13 protein-coding genes and 2 tRNA genes are annotated in these 18,880 nt (G+C 64.7%); 2 read left to right on the top strand and 13 right to left on the bottom strand.

The window, feature by feature from the left end; translation table 11 throughout:
• Nucleotides 1-16: 16 nt before the first annotated feature.
• Nucleotides 17-400 carry a VOC family protein gene (locus DX03_RS06295; protein WP_185753531.1) on the top strand — a complete coding sequence of 128 codons (384 nt, stop codon included), beginning with the start codon at nucleotides 17-19 and terminating at the stop codon, nucleotides 398-400.
• Here DX03_RS06295 and DX03_RS06290 read toward each other — a convergent pair.
• Nucleotides 397-1,572 carry a glycoside hydrolase family 18 protein gene (locus DX03_RS06290; protein ID WP_038687264.1) on the bottom strand — a complete coding sequence of 392 codons (1,176 nt, stop codon included), beginning with the start codon at nucleotides 1,570-1,572 and terminating at the stop codon, nucleotides 397-399. The genes DX03_RS06295 and DX03_RS06290 overlap by 4 nt on opposite strands.
• A gap of 254 nt (nucleotides 1,573-1,826) precedes the next feature.
• Here DX03_RS06290 and DX03_RS06285 point away from each other — a divergent pair, with 254 nt between their 5' ends.
• Nucleotides 1,827-2,834, top strand: a complete 1,008-nt coding sequence (locus tag DX03_RS06285; RefSeq protein WP_051598757.1) for a tetratricopeptide repeat protein — start codon at nucleotides 1,827-1,829, stop codon at nucleotides 2,832-2,834.
• Nucleotides 2,835-2,981: 147 nt separating this feature from the next.
• Here DX03_RS06285 and pnp read toward each other — a convergent pair whose 3' ends face one another.
• The 12 genes from pnp to nuoL all read right to left on the bottom strand — a co-directional run bounded on the left by pnp (nucleotide 2,982) and on the right by nuoL (nucleotide 18,880).
• On the bottom strand, nucleotides 2,982-5,090 hold the full coding sequence (pnp, locus tag DX03_RS06280; protein ID WP_038687262.1) for a polyribonucleotide nucleotidyltransferase: 2,109 nt from the start codon (nucleotides 5,088-5,090) through the stop codon (nucleotides 2,982-2,984).
• 150 nt (nucleotides 5,091-5,240) lie between these two features.
• Entirely contained in the window at nucleotides 5,241-5,501 is a 261-nt protein-coding gene (rpsO, locus tag DX03_RS06275) for a 30S ribosomal protein S15 (protein WP_038687260.1), read from the bottom strand.
• A 162-nt stretch (nucleotides 5,502-5,663) separates the two neighbouring features.
• Nucleotides 5,664-6,587: a tRNA pseudouridine(55) synthase TruB gene (truB, locus tag DX03_RS06270; protein ID WP_038687258.1), complete on the bottom strand. Its 924-nt coding sequence runs from the start codon at nucleotides 6,585-6,587 to the stop codon at nucleotides 5,664-5,666.
• A gap of 118 nt (nucleotides 6,588-6,705) precedes the next feature.
• Nucleotides 6,706-7,131, bottom strand: a complete 426-nt coding sequence (rbfA, locus tag DX03_RS06265) for a 30S ribosome-binding factor RbfA (protein WP_038687256.1) — start codon at nucleotides 7,129-7,131, stop codon at nucleotides 6,706-6,708.
• Between the two features lie 75 nt (nucleotides 7,132-7,206).
• A complete protein-coding gene (gene infB / locus DX03_RS06260) occupies nucleotides 7,207-9,855 on the bottom strand; it encodes a translation initiation factor IF-2 (protein ID WP_038687254.1) in 2,649 nt (882 codons plus the stop codon).
• Nucleotides 9,856-9,950: 95 nt separating this feature from the next.
• Nucleotides 9,951-11,462: a transcription termination factor NusA gene (gene nusA, locus DX03_RS06255; RefSeq protein WP_038687252.1), complete on the bottom strand. Its 1,512-nt coding sequence runs from the start codon at nucleotides 11,460-11,462 to the stop codon at nucleotides 9,951-9,953.
• A 4-nt stretch (nucleotides 11,463-11,466) separates the two neighbouring features.
• Nucleotides 11,467-12,057, bottom strand: coding sequence for a ribosome maturation factor RimP (rimP, locus tag DX03_RS06250; RefSeq protein ID WP_038687250.1), 591 nt, complete (start codon nucleotides 12,055-12,057; stop codon nucleotides 11,467-11,469).
• A 1,005-nt stretch (nucleotides 12,058-13,062) separates the two neighbouring features.
• A tRNA-Met gene (locus DX03_RS06245) sits at nucleotides 13,063-13,139 on the bottom strand.
• A 305-nt stretch (nucleotides 13,140-13,444) separates the two neighbouring features.
• A tRNA-Met gene (locus DX03_RS06240) sits at nucleotides 13,445-13,521 on the bottom strand.
• 125 nt (nucleotides 13,522-13,646) lie between these two features.
• Nucleotides 13,647-15,107, bottom strand: coding sequence for an NADH-quinone oxidoreductase subunit NuoN (gene nuoN / locus DX03_RS06235; RefSeq protein WP_038691974.1), 1,461 nt, complete (start codon nucleotides 15,105-15,107; stop codon nucleotides 13,647-13,649).
• Between the two features lie 36 nt (nucleotides 15,108-15,143).
• Nucleotides 15,144-16,652 (bottom strand): NADH-quinone oxidoreductase subunit M, encoded by a 1,509-nt coding sequence (locus tag DX03_RS06230; protein WP_038687248.1) that lies wholly within the window; start codon nucleotides 16,650-16,652, stop codon nucleotides 15,144-15,146.
• A 23-nt stretch (nucleotides 16,653-16,675) separates the two neighbouring features.
• The gene (gene nuoL, locus DX03_RS06225; protein ID WP_038687246.1) at nucleotides 16,676-18,880 is read right to left on the bottom strand and encodes an NADH-quinone oxidoreductase subunit L; all 2,205 of its coding nucleotides are present in this window, start codon (nucleotides 18,878-18,880) and stop codon (nucleotides 16,676-16,678) included.

The following is an 18,880-nucleotide window of genomic DNA, read 5'->3' as shown; positions in this document are numbered from 1 at the left end:
CACTGCCATGACCGACCTGCATATCGACCGCCTCGACCACCTCGTACTCACCGTGGCCGACATCGACACCACCTGCGATTTCTACCGGCGCGTGCTGGGCATGCAGGTGGAGACCTTCGGCGCCGGGCGCACCGCGCTGCGCTTCGGGCTGCAGAAGATCAACCTGCATGCTGCGGGACGCGAGTTCGAGCCCAAGGCGCTGCGCCCCACGCCCGGCTCGGCGGACCTGTGCCTGATCACCTATGCCGGCATGGACGAGATCCTGGCCCACCTGCAGGCGCAGCAGGTGGACGTGGAAGACGGCCCGGTGCAGCGCACGGGCGCCACCGGGCCGATCCTGTCGGTGTACTTCCGCGATCCCGACGCCAACCTGATCGAGGTGTCGCACTACCTGGACTAAGGCAGGAACGGCGCAGCCATCGCCTGCAGCAGGCTGCCCTGTGCGTCGTCGCCGGTCAGCTCCCAGGTGAATACCCCGCGCAGCGCGGCGGACTTGGCGAACGCGGCGCGCAACCCGATCGACGTCGGGTCTTCATAGCTGATGAAGATCCGTTGGGTCGGGTTGTACAGCCACGGACTCTGCGCCACCGGATGCCATTGCCGCTGCCAGCCGGGCGCGTCCAGGAATTCGCTGCGGATGCGTCGCCAGTCACCGGCATCGAACGGGCCGCTGTAAGGCTGGTACAGGCCATCGTTGCCGCCAGCGGTGGCGCGGAAACCGCGCCCGTAGAACGGCACGCCCAGCACCAGTTTGCTGGCCGGTACGCCGTGCTGCTGGTAGTAGGCCACGGCGCCTTCCACGTTGTTCCACCGGCGCTGCGCCGGGTCCAACGGATCGTCGGCCACCTCACGCAGCGGCGCGTTGAAGGTGGACACGGCCGAGAAGCCGGTGCCCATGTCGTAGCTCATCAGGTTGATGAAATCGAGCGTCTGGCCCAGTTCCTTCAGCGCATAGCTGCGCGCCGGATCGTAGGGGCCGTCGGTCTGCACGCGCCCGGCCGGCAGCGCGGCGGTAAGCAGCAGGTGGCGCTTGTCGGCCGTGCCGGCCGCGTCCAGCTGGCGGCGGAACTCGCGCACCAGCAGGGTCATGTTGCGCCGATCCTGCGGGCGATCGGTGACCTCCAGCGGTCCGCCGTACACCGGGAATTCCCAGTCAATGTCCACGCCGTCGAAACTGCCGCGGTGCGTGTCGAAGAACAGCGCAACGCAGGACGCAACAAACCGCGCGCGGCTGTCGGCCGTCAACGCCGCGTTGGAGAAGCCGCCCGCGTTCCAGCCGCCGATCGATATCAGCGTATGCAGCGTCGGATGCGCACGCTTGAGCGCGGCCAGCGCCTTGAAATGCGCGTCCGCCTGCGGCTCCACCACGCACCGGCCCGCGTCGATGGTGGCGAATGCGTAGAACAGATGGGTGAGCGTGTCGGCGGGGATGTCCGCGACCGGATAGCGTTCGGCCGAGCCACCCGGGTAATACGCCCCGATCACCTTGGACGGTGGTTCGGCGGCGGAAGCGGCCAGCGACAGCGCGGCGGCGGCGCAGGCGGCAAGAACGGCAAGGCGCTGGCGGAACATGCAGACTCCAAGGGGTCGGTGGCCGGGCCACGTTAGCAAATGCACATGCGGGCGACGACGGAAATACAGGCGTTTTGGCGCCATGTCCGGCACATTCGTCCAGCGGACAACACCGCCCCGTCGGCATGCGCCAATGCCGTGTCCCGCACGGCCGATCGCGGCATCGGGCAAGGTCCGCTGATGTCCTGTCGCGCCACTGCCGCATGCCCGCACGACAGGCGACGGTACGCCTGGATTCGGCCTATCCTGCGCACATGACCGACACTTCCGATCCACGCGACACCGCACCGGACACCGCCGCCAGGGACGCGCTGGAAGCGCGCGCCTACGATGCCTTCGACCACGGCCAGCTGAAGCAGGCCAGTGCGCTGTTCGGCGAACTGACCACGCTGGCGCCCGAGGTGCCGTACCTGCATTACATGCGCGGCCTTGCCCACAAGTACCTGCGCGACTGGCCCGCCGCGCTGCAGCATGCCCTGCGCGCGCAGGCGCTGCATGGGTCGGCCGACGACGCCAGTGCCTGGAATGCCGGCATCGCCGCGACCGCCCTGGGCGACTGGGCCGAAGCGCGCCGACAGTGGACGCGGTGCGGCATCGGCCTTCCCGAGGGCGACGGTCCGATCGAACACGATTTCGGTCTGGTCTCCATCCGTCTCAATCCCTGGGGCAATGGTGAAACGGTGTTTGCACGGCGCATCGACGTGGTGCGCGCGCGATTGTTGAACGTACCCCTGCCGGAAACCGGCCACCGGCTGTTCGACATCGTGCTGCATGACGGCGCCAAGACCGGCGAGCGCGCGCTGGATGACGGTACGGTGCCGGTGTTCAACGCCCTGCAGATCCTGCAGCGCTCGGACCACCGCACCTTCGTGGCGTTCATCCGCTGCCCCTCGGCCGACGACCTGGACGAACTGCAGCAGGCCGAATTGCCCGGCATCGGCTACGTGGAAGACTGGACCGCATCGATCGTGTCGCTGTGCCTGCGCTGCAGCTATGGCGTCGGCCACGGCGAGGAGGATGCGGCGGACACCGCGCACGATGAAGGCGCGGCCAGCAACGATGACTGGCAGGTCGAACGCAACCTGGGCATCGGTGCGCAGGGCAAGGCGGCCGTGGAGCGGCTGCTGGCCAACTGGGTGGCTGCGGGGCCGGGGCGCAGCGTCGACGCGATCGAGAGCCCGCCGTGCGAGGAGAGTGCACCGGAAGAAGGCACGGTGTGGTGGCGGGGTGTGGGCGACGATGAGGACGAGAGCGAGGCGTAGGCGCCTGCCTGGAGAGTATCGTCGGCCGGGTTACGGAACGACAGACACAAAAAAGCGGGCCGAAGCCCGCTTTTTTGTTGTGCGAAAGCGTGAGGCGCAGACGTGAGGACCAATGGTCCTCACCTACCGCGCCACCGGCCCGGCCGATTACTCGGCGACGGCGCCTTCGCCTTCTTCGACGGCCTTCATCGACAGGCGGATACGGCCCTGCTTGTCGACTTCCAGCACCTTGACCTTGACCACATCGCCTTCCTTCAGCACGTCGCCGACCTTCTCGACGCGGTCGCTGGAGATCTGCGACACGTGCACCAGGCCGTCCTTGCCCGGCAGGATAGTGACGAACGCACCGAAGTCCATGATCTTGGCGACCTTGCCTTCGTAGATGCGGCCCGGCTCGACGTCCGAGGTGATCTGCTCGATGCGGGCCTTGGCAGCCTGCGCAGCGATGGCATTGACCGACGCGATGACGATGGTGCCGTCATCCTGGATGTCGATCTGGGTGCCGGTTTCCTTGGTGATGGCCTGGATGGTCGAACCACCCTTGCCGATCACTTCGCGGATCTTGTCCGGGTGGATCTTGATGGTCAGCAGGCGCGGCGCGTAGTCCGACAGCTCCTGGCGCGGAGCGGTCAGGCCGTGGGCCATTTCACCCAGGATGTGCAGACGGCCAGCCTTGGCCTGCTGCAGTGCCTGCTTCATGATCTCTTCGGTGATGCCTTCGATCTTGATGTCCATCTGCAGGGCGGAGATGCCCTCAGCGGTACCGGCCACCTTGAAGTCCATGTCGCCCAGGTGATCTTCGTCACCCAGGATGTCGGACAGGACGACGAAGCGCTCGCCCTCCTTGACCAGACCCATGGCGATACCGGCCACCGGCGACTTGACCGGCACGCCGGCGTCCATCAGGGCCAGCGAGGAGCCGCAGACCGAGGCCATCGACGAGGAGCCGTTCGACTCGGTGATTTCCGACACGACGCGGATCGTGTACGGGAAGGATTCCAGCGACGGCATCACTGCCAGCACGCCGCGCTTGGCGAGGCGGCCGTGGCCGATTTCGCGACGCTTCGGGCCCATCATGCGGCCGGTCTCACCCACCGAGTAGGGGGGGAAGTTGTAATGGAACAGGAAGTTGTCCTTGTACTCACCGGACACGGCGTCGATCACCTGACCGTCGCGGGCGGTGCCCAGCGTGATGGTCACGATGGCCTGCGTTTCACCGCGGGTGAACAGCGACGAACCATGGGTACGCGGCAGGATGCCGGTCTTCACGGCGATCGGGCGGACGGTGTCCAGCGCACGGCCGTCGATGCGGACCTTGGTGTCCAGCACCGAGTTGCGCATGGTGCTGTATTCCAGCTCGCCGAATTCCTTCGACAGCTCGGCCGGGTTCCAGCCTTCAGCGGCCACACGGCCAGCCAGCGACTCGACCACGTCCTTCTTGATCGCCGAGATGGCGTCGCGGCGCTGCAGCTTGTCGCGCACCTGGAAGGCTTCGCCCAGACGCGGGCCGATGGCTTCCTGCAGGGCGCTGATCAGCACCTCGTTCTTGGCCGGGGCCACCCAGGTCGACGGCTTGGTGCCGGCTTCCACGGTCAGCTCGTTGATCGCGTTGATGACCTTCTGCATTTCGCGGTGACCGAAGGTCACGGCGCCCAGCATCACGTCTTCGGACAGCAGCGCGGCTTCGGATTCCACCATCAGCACGGCGTTGGCGGTACCGGCGACAACCAGTTCCAGCTCCGAATCCTTCAGTTCGGTCACGGTCGGGTTGAGGATGTACTCACCGTTCTTGTAACCCACCTTGGCAGCGGCGATCGGACCCTTGAACGGGGTGCCGGCCAGCGACAGTGCAGCCGAGGCACCGATCAGCGCGGCGATGTCGCCGTCGATGTCCGGGTTCAGCGACATCACCGTAGCGATGATCTGAACTTCGTTCTTGTAGTCTTCCGGGAACAGCGGACGGATCGGGCGATCGATCAGGCGCGAAATCAGCGTCTCTTTTTCGGTCGCGCGGCCTTCGCGCTTGAAGAAGCCACCCGGGATACGGCCACCGGCGTAGAACTTCTCCTGGTAGTCACAGGTCAGGGGGAAGAAGTCCTGGCCCTCACGCGCGCTCTTGGCAGCTACGGCGGAGACCAGCAGCACGGTGTCGTCGAACTTGACGATGACGGCGCCACCGGCCTGGCGGGCGATTTCGCCGGTCTCAAGCGTGACGGTGTGCTTGCCGTACTGGAAGGTTTTGGTGATTTTTGCCACGGGGGATGTCCTTGGGATGATGCTTTCTTCGAATGGACCGCGGGCGACCCTTGCCGCCGACGGGTGACCGGTTGTCCGGCCCAGGCGTTTGATGCGGTACTACCAAAACAAAACCGCGGCGCATTCCTGCGCCGCGGTTGGGATTCCTGCTTAGCGACGCAGGCCGAGCTTTTCGATCAGGGCCTTGTAACGCGGAGCGTCTTTCTTCTTCAGGTAGTCGAGCAGGCTGCGGCGGCGGTTGACCATCTGCAGCAGACCGCGGCGGCTGTGGTGATCCTTCTTGTGGGTCTTGAAGTGGCCGGTCAGCAGTTCGATGCGGGCGGTCAGCAGGGCGACCTGGACTTCCGGGGAGCCGGTGTCGGCGGCGCTGCGCTTGTTGTCTTCAATGACTTTCTGGGTGTCGATCGACATATCTGTTTTCTCTTGGATGCGTGGCCCGCAGAAACGTCCCATTGACGTACCGCGCGACTCGCCGTTAACGAAAGGATGAACCCGCAGGACGCGGGAAGCCTGAAAAGGCCGCGAAATTGTAACGGGCGCAGCCCTCCGGGACAAGGACCGGCTGCGCCGGGGTCAGCCCTGCCCGGCCAGGTTGAAGCGCCGCTGCGGTGCCAGCCGCCCGTTCTCGTCGACCTGGCCAAGGCCCTGGATGGCCTCGTCCGGGCCGTATACCACCACCGTGCCCTGGGCCCAGGCCGGGTCGCGCAGGCGCTGGCCCACGCAGAACCGCGGGGTCTGTTCAGCATCCAGGGTCACCCGCGGATAGTGCGCCAGGCCGGCGTCCAGCGGCAGCAGCAGCGCATCGATGGCCGCTTCGTCACCCTCCTCCACCAGGGTTCGCAGCGTGTCCAGGGACACCATCGGCGCCTCGCGGAAGGGGTCCACCCACAGCCGGCGCAGGCCGGCGATGTGTGCCCCACAGCCCAGGGTTTCCCCGAGGTCGCGGGCCAGGCTGCGGATATAGGTGCCTGAACCGCAGGTCACGCGCAGCCGCAGCCGGGTCGGTTGCTGCTCCAGCACCTCGATGGCGTGTACCTCCACCTGGCGCTCCGGCGCCTCGATGACCTCGCCGCGGCGCGCTTTCAGGTACAGCGGTTCGCCGCCCTGCTTGAGCGCCGAGTAGATCGGCGCACGCTGCAGGATGCGCCCCTTCAACGGGGCCAGCGCGGCCGCCAGCGCGTCGGCGCTGATCGGCGGCACCGGCCGTTCGCGCAGCACTGCGCCATCGGCGTCGTCCGTGTCGGTGGTCTGGCCCAGCACCACCTCGGCGTCGTAGGCCTTGGCCGAGCCCAACAGCAGGCCGGCAATCTTGGTGGCCTCGCCGAAGCACAGCGGCAGCAGGCCGGTGGCCAGCGGGTCCAGGCTGCCGGTGTGGCCGCCCTTCTCGGCGCGGTACAGGCGCCGCGCGATCTGCAGCGCAGCGTTGGAACTCATGCCGCCCGGCTTGTCGAGCAGCAGGATGCCGTCCAGGCGACGGAATGTGATTCGGGATGCCATGTCGTGGTTTCAATCGGCGCCATGTGGCGCTGCCGGCAGTCCCGGCGGTCGGCGGCGCGGTCGTTGTCGACCCGGGCACCGCCCCATAAGACAACAGCCCTTGCGGGCTGTTGGTCCATCAATCAGATTTCTTGTCGCTTTCGTCCGCGTCGCCATCCCCGGCGTCGTCCTCGGGCTGTCGGCTCTTTTCCGCCGCCAGCGTATCGGGGAGGTCACGCAGGATGTTGTCGATGCGCTCGCCGCGATCCACCGAATCATCGTAGTGGAAGTGCAGTTCGGGCACGTGGCGCAGCTTCATGGCACGCGCCAGCTCCATCCGCAGCTCCCAGGCCAGTTCCTTCAGGCCCTTCATGGCTTCTACCGAACGTTCGGGCATCAGCGCGGTGACGAAGATCTTGGCATGCGCCATGTCACGGGTGATTTCCACGTCGGAGACGCTCACCGAAGGCAGGCCGTGTACACGCACGGCGTTGTGCACGAGCGTCCCCAGTTCGCGGCGGATCTGGGCGGAAACACGGTCGGTTCGATGGAAGGTCTTTGGCACGGTAGGCGGACTCGTCTTGAAGGGTGATGCGTGAGCGAAAAAGCCGGACCGCGCGAAGCGGTCCGGCCTGGAACATTACAGGGTGCGCGGCACTTCGATACGCTCGAAGCACTCGATCTGGTCACCCGGCTTGACGTCGTTGTAGGCCTTCACGCCGATACCGCATTCGGTGCCGTTGCGAACTTCGTCGACGTTTTCCTTGAAGCGACGCAGCGATTCCAGCTCGCCTTCGAACACGACAACGCTGTCGCGCAGGACGCGGATCGGCTTGCTGCGCTTGACCGTGCCTTCGATGATCATGCAGCCAGCGACTGCACCGAACTTCGAGCTGCGGAACACATCGCGGACCTGGGCGATACCGATGATCTCTTCGCGGATTTCCACGCCGAGCAGACCCGAGGCCACCTGCTTCACCTGATCGATCACGTCATAGATGATCGAGAAGTAACGCAGGTCCACGCCGTTGGATTCAATGATGCGGCGGGCCGAAGCATCCGCACGCACGTTGAAGCCGATCACGGTGGCCTTGGAGGCAACCGCCGAGTTGGCGTCCGACTCGGTGATGCCGCCCACGCCGGAGTGGATCACGTTGATGCGGATGTCTTCGTTGGACAGCGCAACCAGTGCCTGGCTCAGCGCCTGCACCGAACCCTGCACGTCGGCCTTGATCACCAGGTTCAGCACCTGCTGGCCATCGCCCTTGCCCAGGGTTGCCATGATGTCTTCCATCCGGCTGCCGGCCGACTGCACCAGACGCGATTCACGGCGCTTGGTTTCGCGCTGCTGCGCGACGTCCTTGGCCAGACGCTCGTCTTCGACCACGACGAAGTCATCACCGGCATCCGGCACGCCGGACAGACCCAGCACCTGCACCGGAATCGACGGGCCGGCCTGGTCGGGCTGTGCGCCGGTTTCGTCGAACAGCGCGCGCACGCGGCCGTACTGGATACCGCAGACCAGGTAGTCGCCCTTCTTCAGCGAACCCTGCTGCACCAGCACGGTCGCGATCGGACCGCGGCCCTTGTCCAGCGAGGACTCAATGACCACACCGCTGGCGCGGCCATCAGGCACGGCCTTCAGTTCGAGCAGTTCGGCCTGGACCGAAATCGCGTCGAGCAGGTCGTCGATGCCCAGGCCAGCCTTGGCCGAGATTTCGACCATCTGGATGTCGCCACCGAAGTCTTCGGACACGACCTGCTCGGTGAGCAGCTCGTTCTTGACGCGCATCGGGTCGGCACCGGCCTTGTCGATCTTGTTGATCGCCACGATCAGCGGCACACCGGCAGAACGCGCATGCTGGATGGCTTCCTTGGTCTGCGGCATCACGCCGTCGTCGGCCGCCACCACCAGCACCACGATGTCGGTCAGCTTGGCACCGCGGGCACGCATGGACGTAAACGCCGCGTGGCCCGGGGTATCCAGGAAGCTGATCACGCCCTTCGGCGTTTCAACGTGGTACGCACCGATGTGCTGGGTGATGCCACCGGCTTCGCCCGTGGCGACCTTGGTGCGGCGGATGTAATCCAGCAGCGAGGTCTTGCCGTGGTCGACGTGGCCCATGATGGTGACCACCGGCGGACGTGCCGCCGGCTCGCCCTGGTTGCCACCGGCCAGCGCCAGCAGCGCGTCTTCGGCGTCGTTGGTGTTGGCACGGATCACGTTGTGGCCGAGTTCTTCGGTCACCAGCGCAGCGGTGTCGTGGTCGATGGTCTGGGTGATGGTCGCCATGACGCCCATCTTGAACAGCGCCTTCACCACGTCGCCGCCCTTCAGGGCCAGCTTCTGGGCCAGATCGGCCACGGTGACGGTGTCGCCGATGGTGACGTCACGCACGATCGGAGCGACCGGACGTTCGAAACCATGGGCACCGCCGCCGCTGCGCGACTGGTTGCTGTCACGACGGCCGCCGTGCTGGGTACGCCCGGTCGGGCGACCACGCGAGTTGCTGTTGTTGCCGCGACGGGCACGATCGGCAGCCGACAGGTGCAGCTGACCGGCGAAGCGGTTGCCACCCTCGTCGTCACGCTTGGCGCCCGGACGGTTGTTGTTGTTGTTGTTCGAGTTGCGGTCATCCGAACGCGGAGCCGGACGCGCAGCCGACGGCGCCGACGGGCGCGCGGCGCGGGCCGGTGCATCGGCAGCAGCGGCCGGCTTGGCAGCCGCCGGCGCCGGTGCAGGCGGTGCGTTCTTGGCCGCTTCAGCAGCGGCTTCGGCGGCCTTGCGCTCGGCTTCGGCGCGCTCCTTGGCGTCGATTTCTTCCTGACGCTTGCGGGCGATTTCCTCGTCGCGTGCACGGTCCTTTTCGGCCAGTGCGCGCTGCTCGTCCAGATTGCGCTGGCGGGATTCCTCCAGCTTGCGCAGGATGTCGGCGCGCTCTTCATCCGCCGTCATCGGCTTGCCGCTGGCGTCCTTCATGTAGGTGCGCTTCTGGCGCACTTCCACGTTGACAGTGGTCTTGCTGCGGCCGGCGCTGACGGTCACTTCCTGCAACTTGCGACGGTTGAGGGTGATCTTCTTGGCGGCGTCGTCGGTGCTCTCGACGGGCTGCTCGGTCTTGCCGTGCGAACGACGAAGGAAGCCCAGGAGCTTCACCTTCTCGGTGCTGGTCACGACCTGGTCGGGACCGCTGAACTTCATGCCGGCTTCGGCAAGTTGTACAAGCAGTTTATCGACCGGGGTGTTGACCAGTTCGGCAAGCTTGCGGATGGTGGTTTGCTGCGACATTCGGATCCTATGATCTGGTTGGCGCTCCCTCGAAACGTGCGAAGGCAGCGCGGAGTCTAAGCCCTGAGCGGGTCAGGGCACTGTTCATCGCTGGCTCATTCGCCGCGCTCCAGGCGGGCGATCTCCTCGGCTCGGGCGGCCAGGATCAGGGCGGCGGCGCGCTCCTGGTCCAGGTCCTCGATACCGAACTCGAGGATCTCGTCGGCGGCCAGGTCCGACAGGTCCTCACTGGTACGCACGCCGTGACCGGCCAGGGCGTAGGCAGTTGCCTCGTCCATGCCTTCCAGGGCGAGCAGGTCGTCCGACGGCGAACCGTCTTCCAGACCTTCTTCCACCGCCAGCGCCTCGTTGAGCAGCGCATCGCGGGCACGGGCACGCAGTTCTTCGACGATGTCTTCGTCGAAGCCTTCCACGGCCAGCAGTTCGCCGACCGGGACGTAGGCGATTTCTTCCACGGTGTTGAAGCCTTCGGTCACCAGGATGGCGGCGATTTCTTCATCCACTTCCAGCTTGTCCATGAACAGCTGACGGGCAACGCCCTGCTCTGCCTCGGACTTGGCGGTCACCTGGTCCTGGGTCATCACATTGAGCTGCCACCCGGTCAGGCGGCTGGCAAGACGGACGTTCTGGCCGCCCTTGCCGATCGCCTGGGCCAGGCGCTCTTCAGCGACGGCCAGGTCCATGGAATGCTTTTCTTCGTCGACGATGATCGACTGCACTTCGGCCGGCGCCATCGCGTTGATGACGAAGTTGGCCGGGTTCTCGTTCCACAGCACGATGTCCACGCGCTCACCGTTGAGCTCGTTGGACACGGCCTGGACGCGCGAACCGCGCATGCCGATGCAGGCACCGATCGGATCGGTACGCGAATCGTGGGCCAGCACGGCGATCTTGGCGCGGTCGCCCGGGTCACGTGCACAGGCCTTGATCTCGACCAGGCCTTGGCCGACTTCCGGCACTTCGAGCTTGAACAGTTCGATCATGAATTCCGGGGCGGCGCGGCTGATGAACAGCTGCGGGCCACGCGGTTCCGAACGGACTTCGGCCAGGTAACCGCGGACGCGGTCGCCGGCGCGCAGGACGTCGCGCGGGATGCCCTTGTCCTTCGGGATGAAGGCTTCGGCGTTGCCACCGAGGTCCACATAGATGTTGCCGCGCTCGGCGCGCTTGACCACACCGGTGACCAGTTCGCCAACGCGGTCCTTCCATGCATCCACGACCTGCTGGCGCTCGGCTTCGCGCACGCGCTGGACGATGACCTGCTTGGCGGCCTGGGCAGCAATGCGGCCGAAGTCGGGGTTTTCGATCTGTTCTTCGATGTAATCGCCAACTTCGACGCCTTCGGCTTCGTCGATGGCATCCATCAGGCGGATCTGGCGGTCCGGGGACTCCATGACCACGTCATCGGCCACCACTTCCCAGCGGCGGAAGGTTTCGTAGTTGCCGTCCTTGTGGTCGATCGACACACGGGCCAGCACTTCTTCGTCGGGGTAGCGCTTCTTCGCAGCCGACGCCAGTGCTGCCTCGATGGCATCGAAGATCACTTCACGCGGAACGCCCTTTTCATTGGCGACCGCATCCACTACCAGCAAAAGTTCCTTGCTCATTGGCTCACTCCGCGCGCGGCTTTTTAGCCGCCGGCTCGTTGGATGGTTTCTTGTTCGCCTTGCCACCCTGCTTGGGTGCCGGGCCAGTCGGTTTGGTCGGAGCGAGGCCGAGGGCGGCCCAGTCCGGCATGATGCGTGCCTTGTCGATATTCTCGACGTCGGCGGTGAACGGGGCGTTGTCGACCTTGAAGGTGACGGTACCCTGCTCATTGTCTACAGCGAGAATCTCGCCCTGCAGGCGACGACGGCCGTCCTGCGGAAGCTTGAGCGTGACCTTGGCGGATTCGCCGATGGCACGCTCGAATTGTTCTGCGGTGAACAGCGGGCGATCCACACCGGGAGACGAAACTTCCAGGGTGTAATTGGCGCTGATCGGGTCTTCGACGTCCAGCTGCGCGGACACTTCGCGGCTGACGCGTTCGCAGTCGTCGATGTTGACGATACGCTCGGGCTGTTCGGCCAGCGGCACGTCGATGTAGAGGCGCAGCGTCGCACCACCCGGGGCAGTGAGATATTCCACGCCCAGCAGCTCCAGACCCAGCGACTGAACGGTGGGGGCGAGCAGATTCGCGATTTCGGTTGCCTTGTCGCTCACAGTCGGCCTTGATTCGTTGAAAGAGATACGGTTTGGCCAGTCACGCTGGCCGGGCTCTACTGAACATGTTCCGGAAACAACAAAGGGCCCGCTGGGCCCCTTGTCCGGTACAACTCCGGTCATGCTGGATTCCGGTAGCGGGAACACACGCGGTGTGTGTTCCTGCGAGCCCAGCCTTCCGGGGGGTCACGGCGGCCTGGGTACAGGGTGCCGTTCCTGGAAGCCGGTCGCGGGCCGCATTCACATCCGTTGAAAGGATATGCATGGACAGTCCGCTAAGCCGCTGATGATAGCCGTTGCACCGCGCTGGTGCAATGGCTGGGGGTTTTTGCCGGGTGGCTATTGCGAAAGCTGAACAGGGCGTGGTTGGCTTCTGGCGCGTAGATCGAAGGCTGGGCTGGTCGCTTGTGTCGCGGGCACCGGCGCGGGTGGGTTGGCGGGACACGCCGTGAATCCATCCGTGGAGGCTCGTGAGCGCCATCCATGGCGCCCAACGGTCCCGCCAACCCACCCGCACCGGCACCTGGATGCAAATGGGCCAGTCGTTGAGATCAAACAAGGCAGCGCTACGCGCCAACAGCCAAGCCAGATCCCTGCCCTACCCCGCACCACCACCCACTCAACAAACCCAAACAACACACCCGACCGAATCCTCAGCACTTGGCGATACGGCGAAAAGAAACCGAAAGCAGAGCCGGCCGTTGATCTTCGTTGCACACCGACACTCTATGGAGGCGCTGGCATGGGTGGGCTTGCGGGGCCCTCCAGCGCATGGATGCGCTGGCGGAGCTTACAAGGACGTACTTGCAGCGTGCCCCGCAAGCCCACCCATGCCAGCGCCCTCCCAGATGCCCGCGCACCGAATTTGCTCTGGCCCTGGCTTCAGCGGTTGCTTTTGCCTTTTGCCTTTTGCCTCGAAAAAACAACCAAACCCCACAACGAAAAAAGCGACCCCGTTTCCGGAATCGCTTCTTCGTCTACTGCATCTGCACTGCAGATTTTCTGTGGTAGCGGGGGCAGGATTTGAACCTGCGACCTTCGGGTTATGAGCCCGACGAGCTGCCAGACTGCTCCACCCCGCAGCAGAAGCGGAATTGTAAGGGAGTTTTCATTCCCGTGCAACCCCTTGGTGAAACATATCGCCCGGCGTCCAGGAAAGGCAGCCGACCAACGGTCGGCTCTACCCGCAACGTGCGAAGCAGCCGACTGACAGTCGGCTCTACCGAAACGTCCGAAACGTCCGGAGCAGCCGGAGCAGCCGGAGCAGCCGGAGCAGCCGGAGCAGCCGGAGCAGCCGGCCAACGCCCTGGGCATACAACGAAAAAAGCGACCCCGTTTCCGGAGTCGCTTGATTCGTCCACTGTCTCCGGCTTGCACCGGAGCTATATGGTAGCGGGGGCAGGATTTGAACCTGCGACCTTCGGGTTATGAGCCCGACGAGCTGCCAGACTGCTCCACCCCGCATCAAAAGCGGATGAGCCGGTGTACCAACCAACGGTGGGTACCTTGCAACGATCTTCTGGCGAAACCGCTGCAGCAACAACTCAGGAAACGAATATTACACGATTTGCGCAGTTTTGTATCGTTTTTTACGCAAGATGTGCAAATGCCTGCTGGCACCACACCATGATCGGGTTCCACGACAGGCCCAAGGCCAGCAGCGCCAAGGCATTCACGCCCAGCACCACGCCCAGCACGCGGTCGTTGTTGGCCGGCAGCGGCTCGCCCACCGGCTCATCGAAGTACATGACCTTGATGACACGCAGGTAGTAGAAGCAACCCACCACCGCGCACAGCACGCCCAGGATCGCCAACCACAGCATGCCGCCGTTGATCGCCGCGCCCAGCACCGCCAGCTTGGTCCAGAAGCCCAGGAACGGCGGAATACCGGCCATCGACGCCATGATGCACAGCACCAGGCCGGCCATCCACGGGTTGCGGGCATTCAGACCCTTGAAGTCGTCGATGTTCTCGGCTTCAAAGCCGCTGCGCGACAGCGCGATGATCGCGCCGAAGCCGGCGGTCGACATGATCGCGTAGCTCAGTGCATAGAACAGCGCCGCCGCATAACCCTGCTCGCCACCACCGGCAATGCCCAGCAGCAGGAAGCCGATGTGCGACACCGTCGAGTACGCCAGCATGCGTTTCAGGTTGGTCTGCGCGATCGCCATCAGGTTGCCGATCACCAGCGACAGCGCCGCCAGACCGCCGATCAGGTACTTCCACTCGTCCGACAGCGGACCCACGCCCACTTCCAGCAGGCGGTAAGCCATGCCGAACGCGGCCAGCTTCGGTGCCGAGCTGATGAACAGCGCGATCGGGGCCGGTGCGCCCTGGTACACGTCGGGCAGCCACATGTGGAACGGTGCCGCGCCCAGCTTGAAGGCCACGCCGGCAATCATGAACACCGCGCCGGTCAGCAGCAGCACGCGCTCTTCCGAATGCGGAATGGCGGCGTGGATGACGTCCAGGTGCAGCGAACCGGTGGCGCCGTAGATCAGCGACATGCCGTACAGCAGCAGGCCCGAGGCCAGCGAACCCAGCACGATGTACTTCATCGCCGCTTCGGAGGCCAAGCCGTTCTCACGGTTGCTGGCCACCAGTGCATACGAACACAGGGCCAGCAGTTCCAGGCCCAGGTACACCATCAGCAGGCTGCCGGCCGACACCAGGATCATCATGCCGGCGGTGCCGAACAGGATCAGCACCGGAATCTCGCCCTGGTACAGCTTGCGCTCGCGCAGGTAGCTCCAGCCGTAGACCAGGGTCAGGCCACTGCACAACACGATCACGGTCTTCATCACGTCCGCCGCGGTATCGCGGACGAACATGCCGTGGAAGACCTCGCCCTGCCCGCCCACTCCGGTGGCGAGCATGAACAGCACCGCGGCCAGCGCGGCAACCGACAGCAGGTGGGTCCAGATCTTGTTCTTCTCACTGATGAACAGATCCAGGATCAACAGGGCGAACGCACTACCAATCAGCACCAGCTCGGGAGCGAGCGGCGGCAGGTCGGCGGCGGTCAACGGCAACAGCGGCGAGGTGGTCATCATCAAATCCTGGAATCAATACTCTCGACGGCCCGATTACAGCAGCTTGCTGGATGCGATCTGCATCGCCAGCTTCGCGATCGAGGGCTCCATCAGGTCGGTCAGCGGCTTGGGGTACAGGCCCAGGGCAAGCGTGCCCACGGCAAATACACCCAACACCAGCCATTCGCGACCGTTGATGTCCTTCAGTTCGGCGACATGGGCATTGGCCACTTCACCGAAGAACACGCGCTTGTACAACCACAACGTATAGGCCGCCGTGATCACCAGGGTGCTTGCCGCACCCAGGGCCAGCCACGGATTGCGCTGGAAGCTGGCCATGATGATCATGAACTCACCGACGAAACCGCTGGTACCCGGCAGGCCGGCATTGGCCATGAAGAACAACATGGCGAAGGTGGCGAACCACGGCATCACATTGACCACGCCGCCGTAATCGGCGATGCGGCGGCTGTGCATGCGGTCGTACAGCACGCCGACGCAGGAGAACATCGCACCGGACACGAAGCCGTGCGAAATCATCTGCACCATGGCGCCCTGCAGGCCCAGGCGGGCCGCGTCCGGGTTGCCGGCGTCACGTACCAGCCACAGCGCGATGAAGGTGCCGAGGGTGACAAAGCCCATGTGCGCGATCGACGAATAGGCGATCAGCTTCTTCATGTCGTCCTGGACCAAGGCGACCAGGCCGACGTAGATCACCGCGATCAGCGACAGCGTGATCACCAGCCAGGCCCATTCCTGCGATGCGTCCGGGACGATCGGCAGGTTGAAGCGCAGGAAGCCGTAGCCACCGATCTTCAGGGCGATGGCGGCCAGGATCACCGAACCGGCGGTGGGCGCTTCCACGTGGGCGTCCGGCAGCCAGGTGTGCACCGGGAACATCGGCACCTTGACCGCGAAGGCGATCAGGAAGGCGAAGAAGATCCAGGTCTGTTCCTTGCCCGACAGCTGCAGCTGGTACAGGTCGGCCAGCTGGAAGCTGCCGCCCTTCAGGTACAGGTAGATCAGGGCCACCAGCATCAGCACCGAGCCGAGGAAGGTGTACAGGAAGAACTTCAGCGCGGCGTAGATGCGGCGCGGACCACCCCAGACACCGATGATCAGGAACATCGGGATCAGCATGGCTTCGAAGAACACGTAGAACAGCATCGCGTCGGTTGCCGCGAAGATGCCCACCGTGACGCCTTCCAGGATCAGGAAGGCGGCCACGTACTGGTTGACGCGCTTGTCGATGGCGCTCCAGGCGCCGATCAGGGCCAGCACCGACACCAGCGTGGTCAGCAGGATCAGCGCGATCGCGATGCCGTCCACGCCCAGGTTGTAGCCGATCTTGTAGGCGGGGATCCAGGCGCGGGTTTCGACGAACTGCAGCGCGTCGTTCCCCACGTCGTAGCCGCTGAGCAGCGACAGGCTGGCCACGAAGGTCAGCACCGCTACGCCCAGCGACGCCCAGCGGGCGGTTTGGGCGTCACGGATGGCAAGGATCAAGGCACCGCCGAGGATCGGCAGCCAGATGAGAACACTGAGTAGGGGCCAGTTCGACACGTCTTCTTATTCCGTACAGGTCATCAACGCAGGTAATGCATCAGGACGCCCAGAAGGGCAATCAGGCCGATGATCATCGCGAAGGCGTAGTGATAGAGGAAACCGGATTGGGTGCGACGCAGCAGGTTGGCCGCCAGATCGATCAGGCGAGCCGAACCGTTGACCACCACACCATCGACGATGTTCGTGTCGATCGCGCGCGAAACCTTACCCAGCTTGATGCCGCCACCGGCGAAGCCGCCGATCCACAGCTTGTCGAAGCCGTACTTGTTCTCCAGCACCGATACCAGCGGCGCGAAGGTCGTGCGGGCCTTGCCCGCCAGCTCCGGCTTCCACAGGTAGAACAGCACCGCCAGCAGGAAGCCGGCCACGGTCAGGAAGAAGGCCGGGGCCATCATGCCGTGCAGCGCGAACGCAACCGGGCCGTGGAACTCTTCGGCCAGCGCGCCAATGGTGTCGCGCGACGGGACGTAGAAATCAACGATGCCGGTGAAGAACGAATGGACCTGGCCCGGGATCGCGTGCTCGGCATGCGCGCCCTTCCAGTCCGTGCCGTACAGCATCGGACCGATGCCGAAGAAGCCGATCACAATCGAGGGGATCGCCAGCAGGATCAGCGGCAGCGTCACCACCCACGGGGTTTCGTGCGGCTCATGCGGACCGTGGCCATGACCGTGGTCGTCATGGTGCGCGTCACCGTGGTGGGCATCGGCAGCGTGGGCATCGACCGCATGCGCGTCGGCATGGTGATCGTCATGGCCATGGGCGTGATCGTCATGCGCATCGCGGAAGCGCTCCTTGCCATGGAAGGTCAGGAACAGCAGACGGAAGCTGTAGAAGCTGGTCACGATGACGCCGCCCAGCACCGCCCAGTAGCCGTAGGTGGCCACCCAGCTATGCGACACGTGCGCGTGGTGCTGCGCCGCCTCGATGATGGTGTCCTTGGAGTAGAAGCCGGAGAAGAACGGCGTACCCACCAGGGCCAGCGTGCCGATCCACATGGTCACGAAGGTGATCGGCATGTACTTGCGCAGGCCGCCCATCTTGCGCATGTCCTGCTCGTGGTGCATCGCGATGATGACCGAGCCGGCACCCAGGAACAGCAGCGCCTTGAAGAAGGCGTGGGTCATCAGGTGGAACACGGCCGCCGAATAGGCCGACACACCCAGCGCCACGGTCATGTAGCCCAGCTGGGACAGCGTGGAATACGCGACGACGCGCTTGATGTCGTTCTGCACGATGCCGATCAGGCCGGTGAAGAACGCGGTGGTGGCACCGATGAACAGCACGAAGTTCAGCGCGGTCTGCGACAGCTCGAACAGCGGCGACATGCGGGTGACCATGAAGATACCCGCGGTCACCATCGTCGCGGCGTGGATCAGGGCCGAGATCGGGGTCGGGCCTTCCATCGAGTCCGGCAGCCACACGTGCAGCGGCACCTGGGCGGACTTGCCCATTGCACCGATGAACAGGCAGATGCAGATGATGGTGGCGATGGACCAGATCACCGGGGCGTCCAGCACCTGGAACGAGGTGCCGAACAGGGTGATCGCGCCGGACCAGATCTGCATCTGTGCCTGCGGGCTGCCCAGGATCGGCGCATTGGCGAACACGGTGGCGTAGTCCAGCGAACCGAACACCCACAACACGCCGGCGATGCCCAGGATGAAGCCGAAGTCACCCACGCGGTTGACCAGGAACGCCTTCATGTTGGCGAAGATCGCGGTCGGGCGCTTGAACCAGAAACCGATCAGCAGGTACGACACCAGGCCCACTGCTTCCCAGCCGAAGAACAGCTGCAGGAAGTTGTTGCTCATCACCAGGGTGAGCATGGAGAAGGTGAACAGCGAGATGTAGCTGAAGAACCGCTGGTAGCCCGGGTCATCCTGCATGTAGCCGATGGTGTAGACGTGCACCAGGAACGACACGAAGGTCACCACGACCATCATCATGGCGGTCAGCTTGTCGATCATGAAACCGACATGCGCCGAGTACTGGCCGACTTCGAAGAACGTATAGATGTTCTCGTTGTACGGCTGTGCGCCGCCCCACAGCAGCATGTACAGCACGTAGCTGGACATGATGCAGCTGGCGCCGACACCCAGGATGGTGACCGTCTGTGCGCCGATGCGACCGACCTGCCGGCCGAACAGGCCAGCGATGATGCTGCCGATCAGCGGTGCAAGCACCACTGCGATCAACAGACTCTTGGAGAGAGTGATTTCCAT

Origin of the sequence: Stenotrophomonas rhizophila, assembly GCF_000661955.1 — a bacterium.
GTDB lineage: Bacteria > Pseudomonadota > Gammaproteobacteria > Xanthomonadales > Xanthomonadaceae > Stenotrophomonas > Stenotrophomonas rhizophila.
Note: the sequence above shows the minus strand (reverse complement) of the source record. Positions and strands in the feature narration are given on the sequence as shown.

What these genes read in the sequence shown, in the direction of transcription:
- DX03_RS06290 (WP_038687264.1), bottom strand. Translation starts at nt 1,572, where the DNA reads ATGTTCCGCCAGCGCCTTGCCGTTCTTGCCGCCTGCGCCGCCGCCGCG.
- DX03_RS06285 (WP_051598757.1), top strand. Translation starts at nt 1,827, where the DNA reads ATGACCGACACTTCCGATCCACGCGACACCGCACCGGACACCGCCGCC.
- rpsO (WP_038687260.1), bottom strand. Translation starts at nt 5,501, where the DNA reads ATGTCGATCGACACCCAGAAAGTCATTGAAGACAACAAGCGCAGCGCC.
- truB (WP_038687258.1), bottom strand. Translation starts at nt 6,587, where the DNA reads ATGGCATCCCGAATCACATTCCGTCGCCTGGACGGCATCCTGCTGCTC.
- infB (WP_038687254.1), bottom strand. Translation starts at nt 9,855, where the DNA reads ATGTCGCAGCAAACCACCATCCGCAAGCTTGCCGAACTGGTCAACACC.
- nusA (WP_038687252.1), bottom strand. Translation starts at nt 11,462, where the DNA reads ATGAGCAAGGAACTTTTGCTGGTAGTGGATGCGGTCGCCAATGAAAAG.
- nuoN (WP_038691974.1), bottom strand. Translation starts at nt 15,107, where the DNA reads ATGACCACCTCGCCGCTGTTGCCGTTGACCGCCGCCGACCTGCCGCCG.
- nuoL (WP_038687246.1), bottom strand. Translation starts at nt 18,880, where the DNA reads ATGGAAATCACTCTCTCCAAGAGTCTGTTGATCGCAGTGGTGCTTGCA.